We start from the raw sequence: 15,282 nt of genomic DNA, 5'->3' as shown, positions 1-15,282 counted from the left end.
GGCAGGAATATGAATATTGAGGGGCATTATCAATACCCCGGATTGGCGGCCCGCGTGGCCGCTTCTCTTCATTTAACGGACAACGGTTCGATGATGGTGTTGAACACCGGGTCATCGAATACGACATTTGCATTAGAGCAGGTCACGGTTTCCGATGCGCTGGGCTCGATTCCTCTAACGCTCACCTTTCCTGACGGTGGTCGCTTTGTTCCTGCCGACGATCCCACTTTTCGCACGTGGTATTCCGCACGACATCGCCCGGGACTTGTCCATCGTCTGGAACGCCATAAGCGTGGCGTCATTCTCACGCTACTCGCCACAATCTTGCTCGTCATAAACTACGTTTACGTGGTACTGCCGTGGGCAAGCTCCGCGCTGGCGCTACGGATGCCTAGCGCTATCGAACAGCAACTGGGGCAAAATACGCTAAAGCTGTTACGGCACAGTGATTTTAAGCCTTCTGAACTGCCTGTTGAGCGCCAGCAGGCGATGCAAACGCTGTTTCAACAGGTTATGCCCGCGGACATGCGGGAAGACAAAACGCCACTGCGTCTGGAGATCATGTCTGCGCCTATCGGGCCGAATGCTTTTATGCTGGCAGATGGCACGCTGATTATCAGTGACGATCTGGTGAAGCTGGCGAAAAATGACAACGAGTTGGCCGCGGTGATGCTGCATGAAATGGGACACCACGCCTATCGCCATCCAATGCGCATGGTGGTGCGTTCATCGCTGGTATCGCTGACGTTCATGTGGATGACGGGAGATGTCAGCGGCGTCGGGGATACCTTGTTGCAGTCTGCCGCTTTTATCAACGAGATGCAGTTTTCTCGCGATATGGAACGGGAAGCCGACGCATGGGCAATAGCCGAAATGCAGCAGCAAGGGCGTTCGCTTCAGTCGATGCAGGCAATGTATCGGGCCTTGATCGCTAACGACCGCAGTCAGGATGAAATTGATTCGCTGGATTTACCTGACTGGCTGAGTACGCACCCGGATATGGATGAGCGGCTGAAAGCCATTGAAAGCGAGATGAATAAGCACTAATCCTCAGTTCTCGATTCTCACCTCCGATCTAACCCTGCCTTATGTCGATCGTGTGCGGTGTCACCGCACACGATCTCCTTCTGACGAGATATTTGAGCAAAAAAAGCGCGCTTTGTTGTTTTTATAAACGCGAATGCCGAGTGAAAAGCATGAACTGCGTAGCCGGACGATTAACAGGAATACGTTAAATATCATCCTATTAAAAACTATCTGTAGAATCTCTCGCGATAAATAAAAAAACCAGACAATAATCTCTTTTTATTATTAGTTCGCTTATGTTTATTGGGATTTTTCCTAATAGACATTAAAATCGCGGCTTCACGACTTCATGATTACCGAAGAGTTATTTATGATTAATCGAATTCTATCAGGGGTGGTGGGCGCATTTCTGTTAATGCTGTCACCATTAACGCATGCACAGGCCAATTTCCCAGAGCCCAAAGAAGGCGACTGGATTGCGCCAGAATTTACCTTCAACAGCGGCGAAAAATTAAAAGATCTGCGTATTCACTACTACACGATCGGTGATAAAACCAAGCCCGCTGTCTTACTGCTGCATGGAACGAACCAGCCGATTAAATCACTGCTAGCCAATGGCTTTGGCGGAGAACTGTTCGGGCCGGGTCAGGCGCTGGATAGCAGTAAATACTTTATTATCATGCCGGAGAGCATCGGTTCTGGAAAATCGTCCAAACCGTCAGACGGCTTACGGATGAAATTCCCGCAGTACGATTATAACGATATGGTGCAGGCACAATATCGCTTAATCAAAGAAGGGCTGGGCATTAACCACCTGCGTCTGGTGATGGGATATTCCATGGGCGGCATGCAAACCTGGCTCTGGGGTGAAAAATACCCAGACATGATGGATGCGCTGGTTCCAATGGCATCGCTGCCAAACGAGCTGTCGGGTCGTAACTGGATGATGCGCCGCATTTTGATTGAATCCATCAAGAACGACCCAACGTGGAATAACGGTGATTACACGCAGCAGCCGCCAACGCTGAAAACAGCCAGCATTATGTTCAGTATCGCCACCACTGGCGGCACGCTCGCGTATCAGAGCAAAGCACCGACGCGCGCACAGGCGGACAAACTGGTCGAAGATCGCCTTGCGGCTCCGTCAACCAGCGATGCGAATGACTTTATTTATATCTGGGGCTCGTCTGCAAATTATAACGCGGCACCGGAACTGAATAAAATTAAGGCACCTGTGCTAGTGATTAACTCTGCGGATGATGAGCGTAATCCTATTGAAACAGGCATCCTGGATAATGAGCTTAAGAAAATTAAGCAGGCGACATTGTTCCTTATTCCCGCCAGCAAAGATACCAGTGGGCATGGCACTATGATGTCGGCGAAGTTTTATAAAGATGAGCTACAACGTTTCTTAGAAAAGAATCCGTCTCAGAAAAATAATAAAAAATAAATACTCATGACCGGCAGAAAATCTCTTTCTGTCGGTCATCGTTTGCTTGTTACCTTTCTTTATTTTATTACGGTTTTATAACGAATTTATTTCAGTTCGTGGGAATTCACACGTCTGGAAAATGAATAATGACTATTACGTAAATAACGGAACGGCTCTGCTCTGGAGCTCATCCTTTCTTATTTTAGGCCACAGGGATAATTTATGTTTCGTAAGATAAAGATCCGTACTGCACTCAGCATGATGGTGTTTTCGTTAGCGGCGTTACTGCTTTTCGTCGGCGTGTTAGGGTTGGTTGCCGTTCAGTCAGGGAATAAATCATTTGCTCGCGTCGATATGGAAGTGCTGCCAGGGCTGGTTGCGCTGAATGACAGCTCAGAACTGCTGTTGCGTGGTCGGTTGGATTTGCGTCTGTACGAATCATTAATGGGGAAAGGGGATGTCGAGGCAGCTAAAGTCGCGCTAGGACGCGCCAGAGGCAAGGTCGATGGTGCCAGTGAAAAGTGGCAGGAATACCTGAAATACCCGCAGTCCGAAGCAGAAAAAGTCATTTCTTCGGATATGGCCGAGAAACGCAATACGCTGATGCAGGAGTTTATCGATCCGGCATTTGCGGCGCTTAACGCAGGGAATCTGGATGAATATCGCCAGCGCGCCGGGAAATCGACAGTGCTGTATGCCGCGTTTGATAAATCCTCTAAAGCGCTGGTTGCCTTCAAGCTGAAGAGCATTGATGAAGCCTACGCGGATTCCAATGGGCGTGTGCAACTGATGGAAACTATCCTGTACGGTGCGATCGCCTGTGCGCTGCTGCTGGCGGCGTTGGCCTGGTCTGTGATGACCAATATGATCGTGAAACCGTTGAATCAGGCGATTTCCGTCTTTGACCGCATCGCCGAAGGCGACCTGCGGGCGCAGATTGATAGCAGCGGAAAAAATGAAATCGCGCACCTGTTTGCTGCGGTTCAACGTATGCGCGACGGGCTGGAAAACATGGTGCGCGTGGTGCGTAACGGAACCGATGCGATCAGCGTCGGTGTTGAGGAAATTGCCTCCGGCAACATCGATCTCTCCAGCCGTACCGAACAACAGGCGGCCTCGCTGGATGAAACCGCGTCAAGCATGGAACAGATCATGTCGACGGTGAAAAACAACGAAGACAACACGCGTAAAGCCAACGATCTGGCGCTGAAAGCCTCTAATTCCGCGTCTCGCGGTGGGAATGTTGTCTCCGAAGTGGTGGATACCATGCGTTCCATCAAGCAGAGTTCTGCCAAGATCTCCGACATTGTTGGTGTAATCGACGGTATTGCCTTCCAGACCAACCTGCTGGCGTTGAACGCTGCGGTAGAATCTGCGCGTGCGGGTCAATACGGTAAAGGTTTTGCTGTGGTGGCTTCCGAAGTGCGGATGCTGGCTGCGCGCAGTGCGACGGCAGCGAAAGAAATTGGCACCATGATCGATGATTCTCTCAGCCGTATTGAAAAAGGCGCGGGTCTGGTTGAAGTCGCCGGTAACACCATGGACGAAGTGCTGATGGATGTGAAAAAAGTGGTCGATATCATGGATGAAATCACGCTGGCTTCCAGCGAGCAGAGCCGCGGCATTTCGCAGATCAATATTGCCATCAATCAGATGGATGGTGTGACCCAGCAGAATGCGTCCTTGGTATCCGAAGTGGCGACCTCGGCGAATTCACTTCAGGAGCAGGTTGTTAATCTGCAACAGTCCGTTTCCCGTTTCCAGATCGCAAGGGAAAACATGGAAATGGGCAACGTGCTGCCCGGTTTGCGCCGAAACATTGCGCTGGCCGATGCCCGCTAATCGTTAACCGATCCCCATCGCCTGTTTTCGCTCATGCTGGTTGGCCAGCGAAGACAGGCGATTCATGTACGCACTCATCAATCCATAAATGGTGTTGAAGCGATAAACGGCACGGGAACCGTCAACGTTAACCAGACGCCGTTATCCGCCTGATAAAAAACGAACCCCTGCTGATGCATTTCCCGCGCCTTTATTGTTAATACCACGGGCTTGCCGTGCCGTTGGCCGACGTTTATCGCTGTGGCTTCATCGGCAGACAAGTGCACATACTGACGTGAGCCAGAAAGCAAACCCTGCTGATTTATTGAGTCGACAAATCGGGTTGCTGTTCCATGGTAAAGAAAGTCGGGCGGTGTTTTAGGCTCGTAACGCAGATCGACCTGTGATGACGAGTGTCCTTGTGCTGCGCGGATTGATAACCCATCCGGTGAAATAGAAAAGCGCTTTTTATCACTGCTATCGACGACATCTTGAATCACTTCTCTGGTAAGAAGGCGTCCGTCTTTTGCCGCACCGCTAATCAGTTCCGCTATGTTTGCCCATCCTTCGCTGTTCAGCGTGAGCCCAATGGTTTCGGGCTTGTGCCGTAAAACGTAGCTCAGAAATTTGCTGACTTCAGCATGATTCGTGTTGCTCATTGTGTTCTCCATCCATGCATTTTGCGAAGCGAATAGATTGTAATTGAAATACTTTTTACGCGAATAAAAAGTAAAAAGCCTCGTTTTTCAACGAGGCTTTCGTACTTACCGTACTACCGCTAGAAAATCGGTGAGCGTTACAGCTCAGCGATGACTGTGTGCTGCTCCAGCAGTTTGGCTTTCGCTACGGCGTAACCGTCCAGCTTCTCACGCTCTTTGGCGACGACCGCTTCCGGTGCGCGTGCCACAAAGCCTTCGTTGGACAGCTTGCTTTCGATGCGCTCAATCTCTGCTTCGATTTTCGCTACTTCTTTCGTCAGACGATCCAGCTCTGCCGCTTTATCGATCAGGCCTGCCATCGGAATTAACAGCTCGGCACCATCAATGAGTTTAGTGACGGAAACCGGACCTTTATCGCCCGCAGGCAGCAGCGTAATGCTTTCCAGACGCGCCAGCGTTTGGATAAAGCTGCGGTTCTCTTCCACGCGACGCTGTGCTTCAGCAGTGACATCACGCAGTAAGACTTCCAGCGGCTTGCCCGGCGCGATGTTCATTTCCGCACGAATGTTACGCACGGCGATAATCGCCTGCTTAATCCACTCCAGATCGTTCAGCGCCAGCGTATCTTCCTGCGCGGCATCAAACTCAGGGAACGGCTGCAACATGATCGTGTCGGCGTTAATGCCTTTCAGCGCTTTAACGCGTAGCCAGATGGTTTCGGTAATGAACGGAATAATTGGATGTGCCAGACGCAGCAGCGCTTCCAGTACGGTAACCAGCGTGTGACGCGTACCGCGCAGTTCCGCTTCTGAACCGCCATTCATCACTGGTTTCGTCAGCTCCAGATACCAGTCACAGAACTGGTTCCAGGTGAATTCATACAGAATACCGGCAGCAATATCAAAGCGATAACCGTCCAATGCCTCACGGTAGGCTTTCACAGTACGGTTGAATTCTGCCAGAACCCAGCGGTCAGCCAGTGACAGCACTTTCTCGCCTGCGCCAAAACCGCAATCCTGATCTTCGGTGTTCATCAGCACAAAACGGCTGGCGTTCCACAGCTTGTTACAGAAGTTGCGGTAACCTTCCAGACGCTTCATGTCCCAGTTGATGTCGCGGCCGGTAGAGGCCAGCGCCGCCAGCGTGAAGCGCAGAGCGTCCGTACCGTGCGGCTCGATACCGTTCGGGAACTGTTTCTCGGTGCGCTTGCGGATTTTTTCCGCCAGCTGTGGCTGCATCATATTGCCGGTACGTTTTTCCAGCAGTGCTTCCAGCGAAATGCCGTCCACCATATCCAGCGGGTCGATCACGTTACCTTTGGATTTGGACATCTTCTGACCTTCATCATCACGGATCAGGCCGGTCATGTAGACGGTATGGAATGGCACCTGTGGTTTGCCGTCTTCATCTTTGATGAAGTGCATGGTCAGCATGATCATGCGGGCAATCCAGAAGAAGATGATGTCGAAGCCGCTGACCATCACGCTGCTTGGGTGGAACGCTTTCAGATCGGGCGTTTGCTCTGGCCAACCCAGCGTAGAGAACGTCCACAGCCCGGATGAGAACCAGGTATCCAGCACGTCTTCGTCCTGATTCAGAACGACATCGTCAGCGAGGTTGTTTTCACTGCGTACTTCCGCTTCGGTGCGACCCACATAGACGTTGCCATTGGCATCGTACCAGGCCGGAATGCGGTGACCCCACCACAGCTGACGGGAGATACACCAGTCCTGAATGTCGCGCATCCAGCTGAAGTACATGTTTTCGTACTGTTTTGGTACGAACTGGATGCGGCCATCTTCTACCGCTTCCACCGCCGGTTTAGCCAACACGGCAGCACGCACGTACCACTGGTCGGTCAGCATCGGCTCAATGACAACGCCGCCACGGTCGCCGTAAGGAACGGTCAGATCGTGCGCTTTGATCTCTTCCAGCAGGCCAAGCTCATCGAATGCGGCGACTAACGCTTTACGCGCGGCAAAACGCTCCAGACCCTGGAAGGCTTCTGGAATCTCGCTGCTGCAAGCGGTGCTGGCTTCGCCATTGGTATCAAAAACTTCAGCGCTCTGACGGATATCGCCGTCGAACGTCAGGATATTGACCATCGGCAACTGGTGGCGTTTACCGACTTCGTAGTCGTTGAAGTCGTGAGCTGGCGTGATCTTCACGCAGCCGGTGCCTTTTTCCATATCGGCATGTTCGTCGCCAACGATCGGAATACGACGGCCAATCAGTGGCAGGATCACCTCTTTGCCGATCAGATCTTTATAACGCGGATCTTCCGGGTTAACGGCGACGCCAGTATCACCCAGCACGGTTTCCGGGCGGGTAGTCGCGACGACCAGATAGTCTTTCCCGTCAGCGGTTTTCACGCCATCGGCCAGCGGATAGCGCAGGTGCCACATCGACCCTTTCACTTCGCGGTTTTCGACTTCCAGATCGGAAATTGCGGTGCGCAGTTTTGGATCCCAGTTCACCAGACGCTTGCCACGGTAAATCAGGTCTTCTTTATACAGACGGACGAAAACTTCTTTCACCGCGTTGGACAGGCCTTCATCCATGGTGAAGCGCTCGCGTTCCCAGTCAACGGAGTTGCCCAGACGGCGCATCTGATTGGTGATGTTGCCACCGGATTCGCCTTTCCACTGCCAGATTTTGTCGATGAACGCTTCGCGGCCGTAATCGTGGCGAGTTTTGCCTTCTTCTGCGGCGATCTTGCGCTCAACGACCATCTGCGTGGCGATACCAGCGTGGTCGGTACCTGCCTGCCACAGGGTATTTTTACCCTGCATACGCTGATAGCGAATCAACGTATCCATAATGGTTTGCTGGAAAGCGTGACCCATATGCAAGCTGCCGGTGACGTTGGGCGGCGGGATCATGATGCTGAAGCTTTCTTTACTCGTGTCGCCGTGCGGCTTGAAGTAGCCTTGCTTTTCCCAGTGTTCGTAGAGCGGCTGCTCGATATCTTGCGGGTTATATTTCGTTTCCATTATGCTCAAAATTCAGTGAGTTGGCGGCGTAGCCGTGGTCAATTGGAAGCCGACGCTGCGATAGGTTTTATAGCGGTCGCGCGCCAACTGTTTCAAGGATTCTTCGTAAGGGACAAAGTCTATCACTTCATGGAAAGCGGTGGCAAAATCTGCGAACTGCGGCAATAGGCTGATCAGCAGATCCCGTGGCGCGTTGCCACGCCGTTGCGGCCAGGCCAGTTCGACCGGCGCACCGTGGCGCGGCCCTTCGCCTGCCAGATTGTGCGGCACGAATGCGCTGGGATCGCGCTGCCACAGCGCCTCGTCCAGTCTGATGGCCTGCTGTTCGTCTTCACAGGCAATCAGCACGCGCTTTCCTGCTCGCCAACGTTCTGCCGCCAGATCGCATGCCAGTGCCTCATGGGCGCTGAGCTCACCGCTTTTGCTGTCGTGTTCGAGAAGATAGAACGTTGCGTTTTTCATTGTTTACACTATTGATTGCTAAGAGCCAGAAAGTGATAAGGGCCGGAAGTCCGGCCCATAAGACGGCAATTACTTTATAAGAATAAGGCAATCGCTGGCGCTGGTCATCGCCGTTGACGTGAAAGTCTTATTCTACGTCGTTCTGTCCGGCGCGGTTAAGCAGGAACTGTGATAACAGCGCGACCGGGCGACCCGTTGCGCCTTTGGCTTTACCAGAACGCCAGGCGGTGCCTGCGATATCCAGATGCGCCCAGCTGTACTTACGCGTAAAGCGCGACAGGAAGCAGCCTGCGGTAATCGCACCGCCTGGACGACCGCCAATATTCGCCATATCGGCAAAATTGGATTCCAACTGTTCCTGGAATTCGTCGGTCAGCGGCAGACGCCATGCGCGGTCGCCAGACTGCTCGGACGCGCTCAACAGCTCATGCGCCAGCGGATTGTGGTTCGCCATCAGCCCGGTGATGTGGTGCCCCAGCGCAATCACGCACGCGCCGGTCAGCGTTGCGACGTCAATCACCACGTCCGGCTCATAGCGCTCAACGTAGGTTAGCGTATCACACAAGACCAGACGGCCTTCCGCATCGGTGTTCAGTACTTCTACCGTTTGGCCGGACATCGTGGTCAGCACATCGCCCGGACGGTATGCGCGCCCATCGACCATGTTTTCACAACCCGCCAGCACGCCGATGATATTCAACGGCAGCGCCAGTTCGGCCGCCATGCGCATCACGCCGTAGACCGTGGCCGCGCCGCACATGTCGTACTTCATTTCGTCCATGCTGTCGGCAGGTTTGATGGAGATGCCGCCGGAATCGAACGTCAGCCCTTTACCTACCAGCACAATCGGGCGGGTTTCCGGGTTTGGATCGCCTTTATATTCGATCACGGACATCAGCGATTCATTCTGCGAGCCTTGGCCCACGGCCAGATAGGCATTCATGCCCAGCTCTTTCATCTGCTGCTCGCCAATCACGCGCGTGATGATGTTCTGGCTATAGGTATCGGCCAGTTGACGCGCTTGCGAAGCCAGATACGCGGCATTACAAATATTCGGCGGCATGTTGCCGAGGTCTTTCGCGGCTTTGATACCCGCAGCAATCGCCAGACCGTGCTGAATGGCACGCTCGCCGCTGGTCAGCTCACGGCGCGTCGGCACGTTGAAGACCATTTTGCGCAGCGGACGGCGCAGCTCGACCTTGTTGCTCTTAAGCTGATCGAAGGTGTACAGCGTCTCTTTTGCGGTTTCGACCGCCTGACGCACTTTCCAGTACGTGTTACGGCCTTTCACGTGCAGCTCGGTCAGGAAGCAGACCGCTTCCATCGAGCCGGTTTCGTTCAGAGCGTTGATCGTTTTCTGAATCACCTGTTTGTACTGGCGTTCATCAAGTTCGCGCTCTTTACCGCAACCAATCAGCAGAATGCGCTCGGAAAGAATGTTAGGTACATGGTGCAAAAGCAGTGATTGCCCCACTTTGCCTTCTAATTCACCACGGCGAAGCAACGCGCTGATATAGCCGTCGCTGATTTTATCGAGTTGTTCGGCAATAGGGGACAGACGACGCGGTTCAAACACGCCGACGACAATGCAGGCACTGCGTTGTTTTTCCGGGCTACCGCTTTTTACGCTGAACTCCATGTACTCTCCTGAATCTTAAAGACAACAGCGGGGGCAACGGCTAGAATGTGACACTCCGTAATACTTCCCGCCGTTGCGTTAACATAACCTGTGTTAATCTTAACGACGTAACGAACCTGTTTTAGTGACTAATAAGCAGGTTCTGATACAACAGCTCAAACGCAGTGTGTTGTAATACAGTTTTAGCTAAGAGGGCAGCCAAAAATGAGTATAAATGGCGCGTTAGCGAAGAAACTATCGATTTTCCTGCAAAAAGACAAGTTTTCACAGGCGTAATTAAGCGTGATCATCATTCGATATCTGGTACGGGAAACCTTTAAGAGTCAACTGGCCATCCTTTTCATTCTGTTACTGATTTTCTTTTGCCAGAAATTAGTACGGATACTGGGCGCCGCTGTTGATGGTGAAATCCCGACAAATTTGGTTATCTCCCTGTTGGGATTGGGCGTACCAGAAATGGTGCAGCTCATCCTGCCATTAAGTCTATTTCTTGGCGTATTGATGACGTTTGGCCGCCTCTATGCGGAAAGCGAGATCACCGTCATGCACGCCTGCGGGTTGGGCAAACGCGTGCTGTTGAAAGCCGCGCTGGCCCTGGCGGTGTTCACTGCCATCGTCGCCACTATTAACGTCATGTGGCTTAGTCCATGGTCGTCGCGGCATCAGGAAGAAGTGCTGGCGGAAGCGAAGGCCAACCCCGGCATGGCAACGCTGGTAGAAGGGCAGTTCCAGTCCGCACAGGGTGGCAACGCGGTGCTGTTTGTCGGCAATGTCAAAGGGTCAGAGTTTGAGCACGTCTTTCTGGCACAGCTGCGCCCCAGCGGTAACGCACGGCCTTCTGTCGTCGTCGCCGATCGCGGCCATATCAAGCAAAACGAAGATGGTGCGCAGGTCGTGACGTTGGATAACGGTTCGCGTTACGAAGGCACGGCGCTGCTGCGTGATTTTCGTATCACCGATTTCACCAACTATCAGGCCGTGATTGGTCACCAGAGCGTGACGCTAAATAATAGCGACGTGCAACAAATGGATATGAAGACCCTGTGGCATTCGGATGCACACGATGCGCGAGCGGAGTTCCACTGGCGGCTGACGTTGATTCTTTCGGTGCTGATCATGGCGCTGATGGTGGTGCCGCTGAGTGTGGTGAATCCACGTCAGGGCAGGGTACTGAGTATGCTGCCTGCGATGCTGCTGTACCTGATTTTCTTCCTGCTGCAAAGCTCGCTGCGTTCTAACGCCAGCAAAGGAAAAATCGATCCCATGATATGGGTCTGGCTGACCAACCTGATGTACTTCGGTATCGCGGTCATGCTTAACCTCTGGGATACCGTGCCGATGCGCAAAGTGCGCGCCCGCTTTAAGCCTCGTACCCTTAAAACACAAGGAGCGGCCTGATGTTTGGTGTATTAGACCGCTATATCGGCAAAACGATTTTTACCACCATCATGACGACGTTGTTCATGCTGGTGTCGCTCTCCGGCATCATCAAGTTTGTTGACCAGTTGCGTAAAGTCGGGCAGGGCGAGTATTCGGCGCTGGGCGCAGGGCTGTACACGCTGCTCAGCGTACCCAAAGATATTGAGATCTTCTTCCCGATGGCGGCGCTGCTGGGCGCGTTGCTCGGGCTGGGCCAGCTTGCAACCCGCAGCGAACTGGTGGTGATGCAGGCTTCTGGCTTTACCCGCTTGCAGATTGCGACTGCCGTGATGAAAACTGCGATCCCGCTGGTGCTGCTGACGATGGCGATTGGCGAGTGGGTGTCTCCGCAAGGGGAACAGATGGCACGCAACTACCGTTCTCAGATGATTTCCGGTGGGTCGATGATCTCTACGCAGGGCGGACTGTGGGCAAAAGACGGCAATGACTTTATCTATATCGAACGAGTGACGGGCGATAAAGAACTGTCTGGCGTCAACATCTACCACTTCGACGATAAGAACAAGCTGCTATCTGTGCGCTATGCGGCCTCCGCCGAGTTTGAAGATGACAGGAATGTCTGGAAGCTCTCGCAGGTTGATGAATCTGATTTGAGCGACGGTAAACAGATTGGTGGCAGCCAGACGTTCAGCGGAGAATGGAAAACCAACCTGACGCCGGATAAGCTCGGCGTGGTGGCGCTGGAGCCGGATGCGCTGTCGATCCGTGGGCTACACAATTATGCCAAATACCTGAAACAAAGCGGGCAAGAGTCGAACCGCTACCAACTGAACATGTGGAGCAAAATCTTTGCCCCGGTCTCAGTGGCGGTGATGATGCTCATGGCGGTCTCTTTCATCTTCGGCCCGCTGCGTAGCGTGTCGGCGGGTTCACGCATCGTGATAGGTATCAGCTTCGGCTTCCTCTTCTACCTGCTGAATGAGATTTTCCGCCCACTCAGCCTGGTCTATGGCATCCCGCCGATCCTGGGCGCGATCTTGCCGAGCTCGGTGTTTCTGTTCATCAGCGTAGCGCTGTTGCTAAAACGCCGATAGGACCCAGTCATTCCAAAAAAGCGCCGAGCGGATAACCCTTGGCGCTTTTTTATTGGTCGTGACAAATTGCCCTCGGCAACGCCCCTTACCACTTTATATTAAGGTGAAGCGGGCATAACGCGTTGCTAAAGATGATTTTTTCAGCACTTAACCGAACGCAGAGTGGATTAACGTTGCGCGTGGGCCGTCAAACGGTATAATGCACCCGTTTTCCGCATACTACTTCTGTGCCGAAGTGGCGAAATCGGTAGACGCAGTTGATTCAAAATCAACCGCCGCAAGGTGTGCCGGTTCGAGTCCGGCCTTCGGCACCATTTGATAGTTCGAGAACGTCCGTAACAGTCCGTAAGTTACTAAAAAGAAAGCCGAAAGGCTTTTTTTTTGTCCTCAAGAGTCCGAGCACATCCGTTGCAATCCAGACCCCACAGGGGGCATAATTGGGGGCATCCCCACTTCGATTAGAAATGTGCCCCCAAAATGAAGCTCAACGCCCGCCAAGTCGAGACTGCCAAGCCAAAAGATAAAACTTATAAGATGGCGGACGGTGGCGGCCTGTATCTTGAGATCACCCCACGCGGATCGAAATACTGGCGCATGAAGTACCGCCGCCCAATCGATAAGAAAGAAGACAGGTTAGCTTTTGGCGTATGGCCGACGGTTACCCTTGCTGATGCTCGCGCTAAACGTGATGAAGCCAAAAAATTGCTGGTTCAGGGCATTGATCCTAAAGCCGAGCAAAAAGAAATACAGGCAGAATCTGAGGGGGCATATACCTTCGAAACGGTCGCCCGTCAGTGGCACGCTAGTAACAAGCGCTGGGGGGATTACCATCGTGCGCGGGTTATCCGGTATTTGGAAATGTATATTTTCCCCGAAATCGGTGCATCGGATATCCGTAAGCTGAAAACCAGCCACCTTCTGGCACCGATCAAAGCCGTGGATGCATCGGGCAAGCATGACGTCGCTCAACGGCTGCAACAGCGTATTACGGCGATTATGCGTTACGCTGTCCAGAATGATTACATTGAGTCTAATCCGGCTGGCGATATGGCCGGGGCGCTAACTACGACTAAAGCCCGTCACTATCCCGCTTTACCTTCCGTCCGCTTCCCTGAATTTCTTTCACGTCTGGCGGCCTACCGTGGCCGGTTACTTACCCGTTGTGCGGTGGAGTTAATGCTGCTGACGTTCGTCCGTTCCAGTGAACTGCGTTTCGCTCGGTGGCGTGAGTTTGATTTTGATAGCGCAGAATGGCGTATTCCCGCACAACGAGAAGAAATTGAAGGTGTGAGATATTCCTATCGTGGCATGAAAATGAAAGAAGAGCATGTTGTGCCGCTGAGCAATCAGGCGCTTGCTGTACTGGAAAAATTACGAGCCTTGAGCGGTGATAATCCCCGGCTTTTCCCCAGCGATCACAACCCTGAAAAGGTGATGAGCGAAAACACGGTCAATAGTGCGTTGCGTACCATGGGTTATGACACCAAGACAGAAGTGTGCGGCCACGGTTTCAGAACGATGGCGCGTGGTGCGCTGGGTGAGTCTGGCTTGTGGAGTGATGACGCGATAGAACGCCAGCTAAGCCACTCTGAACGCAATAATGTACGTGCGGCATATATTCACACGTCTGAGTATCTTGACGAGCGCCGGTTGATGGTGCAATGGTGGGCTGATTATTTGGATGCTAATAAATTTACGTACATCAAATCTTTTGATTTCGCTCGATTAAAAAAGTACTAAATCTCACATAAGTTGGTACAGAATAAAATTTGCCGCAAATCTATTTTTATTATAAATAATTGATTTTTTTATTTGTTTGTGTTAATGGTGTTTGAATTTCCGAATACTCATTCATTTCAAATTGGCGATTTTATGGAAATATCAAAAAATAAAGTATGGGAAGCCAAGGAATGGGAAGCTCACGTCAATGATCTTCTCCGCCTTAAGTTTGGAGAAGAAAATTATATTCCTATCCCTGACTTTCATAATGGTGATGCAGGAATTGAAGGATATTGCACACAAGGATATGCTTTTCAGTCTTATTGCCCTGATGAAGCATGCGCGGTTGATAAGTTATATGAAAAACAAAGAGACAAAATGACAGCGGATGTCGGAAAGTTCGTTTCAGATAAAAATGGATATTTAAATAAAATACTACAAAATACAAAAATAAGACGTTGGATTTTAGTAGTGCCGAGGCATTTATCTAAACAATTGAATGTGCATGCAACAAATAAAGAAACTGATGTTTTAGCTGCCAACTTACCTTATGTTGATAATAATGATTTTAAAGTGTTAATTTGGGATAGAGACAATTTCAAGAAAGAAGAAGACGAATTAATTAGTAGCGGATTAAGATTATTAAGAATAGAACTTCCTCAAGTTGATATAAGTGATATCGATCATCTTAAAGATAATAGCAGCGAGTTTGGGGATAATATATCAAGGAAACTTAGGAAGATAAAGGATAACGAAAGCCAAGTTAAAAATGCATCAACGCTCTTATTAAGAAATATTGTTATGTATAAAAACGTCATGAGCGATCTAAAGGATAACTATCCAATTTTACATGAGAAAATAACAAATGGTATTTTGGATCGTGAGCAAGATTTGTCATTAGCATTTTTTGACTCTGAAATTTTGACTCCAATTCAGCAAATTGAATTTTTAAATAATAAACTCAAAGAATCTAGCCGTCTTCATCAAGATAATCTAAAATGTATTTCGACGGGAGTAGTTGGTGATTGGCTAATGCGTTGTAATTTGGATTTTTAAT

Annotated in this window: 11 protein-coding genes and 1 tRNA gene; 8 read left to right on the top strand and 4 right to left on the bottom strand. The window is 51.2% G+C overall.

The window, feature by feature from the left end; genetic code table 11:
- Positions 1 to 9 precede the first annotated feature (9 nt).
- The 3 genes from MYB54_RS19570 to MYB54_RS19560 all read left to right on the top strand — a co-directional run bounded on the left by MYB54_RS19570 (position 10) and on the right by MYB54_RS19560 (position 4,300).
- Entirely contained in the window at positions 10 to 1,047 is a 1,038-nt protein-coding gene (locus tag MYB54_RS19570; RefSeq protein WP_119871072.1) for a M48 family metallopeptidase, read from the top strand.
- 349 nt (positions 1,048 to 1,396) lie between these two features.
- A complete protein-coding gene (locus MYB54_RS19565; protein ID WP_014913947.1) occupies positions 1,397 to 2,476 on the top strand; it encodes an alpha/beta fold hydrolase in 1,080 nt (359 codons plus the stop codon).
- 204 nt (positions 2,477 to 2,680) lie between these two features.
- A complete protein-coding gene (locus tag MYB54_RS19560) occupies positions 2,681 to 4,300 on the top strand; it encodes a methyl-accepting chemotaxis protein (RefSeq protein WP_248721252.1) in 1,620 nt (539 codons plus the stop codon).
- Positions 4,301 to 4,377: 77 nt separating this feature from the next.
- On the opposite strand, the gene MYB54_RS19555 is transcribed toward MYB54_RS19560, so the two are convergent.
- The 4 genes from MYB54_RS19555 to pepA all read right to left on the bottom strand — a co-directional run bounded on the left by MYB54_RS19555 (position 4,378) and on the right by pepA (position 10,032).
- The gene (locus MYB54_RS19555) at positions 4,378 to 4,938 is read right to left on the bottom strand and encodes an RNA 2'-phosphotransferase (protein ID WP_248721251.1); all 561 of its coding nucleotides are present in this window, start codon (positions 4,936 to 4,938) and stop codon (positions 4,378 to 4,380) included.
- 137 nt (positions 4,939 to 5,075) lie between these two features.
- Positions 5,076 to 7,931, bottom strand: a complete 2,856-nt coding sequence (locus tag MYB54_RS19550) for a valine--tRNA ligase (protein WP_205595054.1) — start codon at positions 7,929 to 7,931, stop codon at positions 5,076 to 5,078.
- A gap of 12 nt (positions 7,932 to 7,943) precedes the next feature.
- A complete protein-coding gene (locus MYB54_RS19545; RefSeq protein WP_014913951.1) occupies positions 7,944 to 8,393 on the bottom strand; it encodes a DNA polymerase III subunit chi in 450 nt (149 codons plus the stop codon).
- Positions 8,394 to 8,520: 127 nt separating this feature from the next.
- Positions 8,521 to 10,032, bottom strand: a complete 1,512-nt coding sequence (gene pepA, locus MYB54_RS19540; RefSeq protein ID WP_010284628.1) for a leucyl aminopeptidase — start codon at positions 10,030 to 10,032, stop codon at positions 8,521 to 8,523.
- A gap of 282 nt (positions 10,033 to 10,314) precedes the next feature.
- On the opposite strand from pepA, the gene lptF reads away from it, so the two are divergent.
- From lptF to MYB54_RS19515, 5 genes are all read left to right on the top strand, one after another.
- Entirely contained in the window at positions 10,315 to 11,430 is a 1,116-nt protein-coding gene (lptF, locus tag MYB54_RS19535) for an LPS export ABC transporter permease LptF (protein ID WP_014913952.1), read from the top strand.
- Positions 11,430 to 12,506, top strand: coding sequence for an LPS export ABC transporter permease LptG (gene lptG, locus MYB54_RS19530; RefSeq protein WP_010284634.1), 1,077 nt, complete (start codon positions 11,430 to 11,432; stop codon positions 12,504 to 12,506). Before lptF ends, lptG begins: the two co-directional genes overlap by 1 nt.
- Positions 12,507 to 12,735: 229 nt before the next feature.
- Positions 12,736 to 12,820, top strand: a tRNA-Leu gene (locus tag MYB54_RS19525).
- 163 nt (positions 12,821 to 12,983) lie between these two features.
- Positions 12,984 to 14,246 (top strand): tyrosine-type recombinase/integrase, encoded by a 1,263-nt coding sequence (locus MYB54_RS19520; RefSeq protein ID WP_248721250.1) that lies wholly within the window; start codon positions 12,984 to 12,986, stop codon positions 14,244 to 14,246.
- Positions 14,247 to 14,378: 132 nt separating this feature from the next.
- Positions 14,379 to 15,281, top strand: coding sequence for a hypothetical protein (locus tag MYB54_RS19515; protein WP_225582658.1), 903 nt, complete (start codon positions 14,379 to 14,381; stop codon positions 15,279 to 15,281).
- Position 15,282: the final 1 nt, after the last annotated feature.

This window comes from Pectobacterium nicotianae, assembly GCF_023272715.1.
GTDB lineage: Bacteria > Pseudomonadota > Gammaproteobacteria > Enterobacterales > Enterobacteriaceae > Pectobacterium > Pectobacterium brasiliense.
This window is presented reverse-complemented; position numbering and strand designations above follow the sequence as displayed.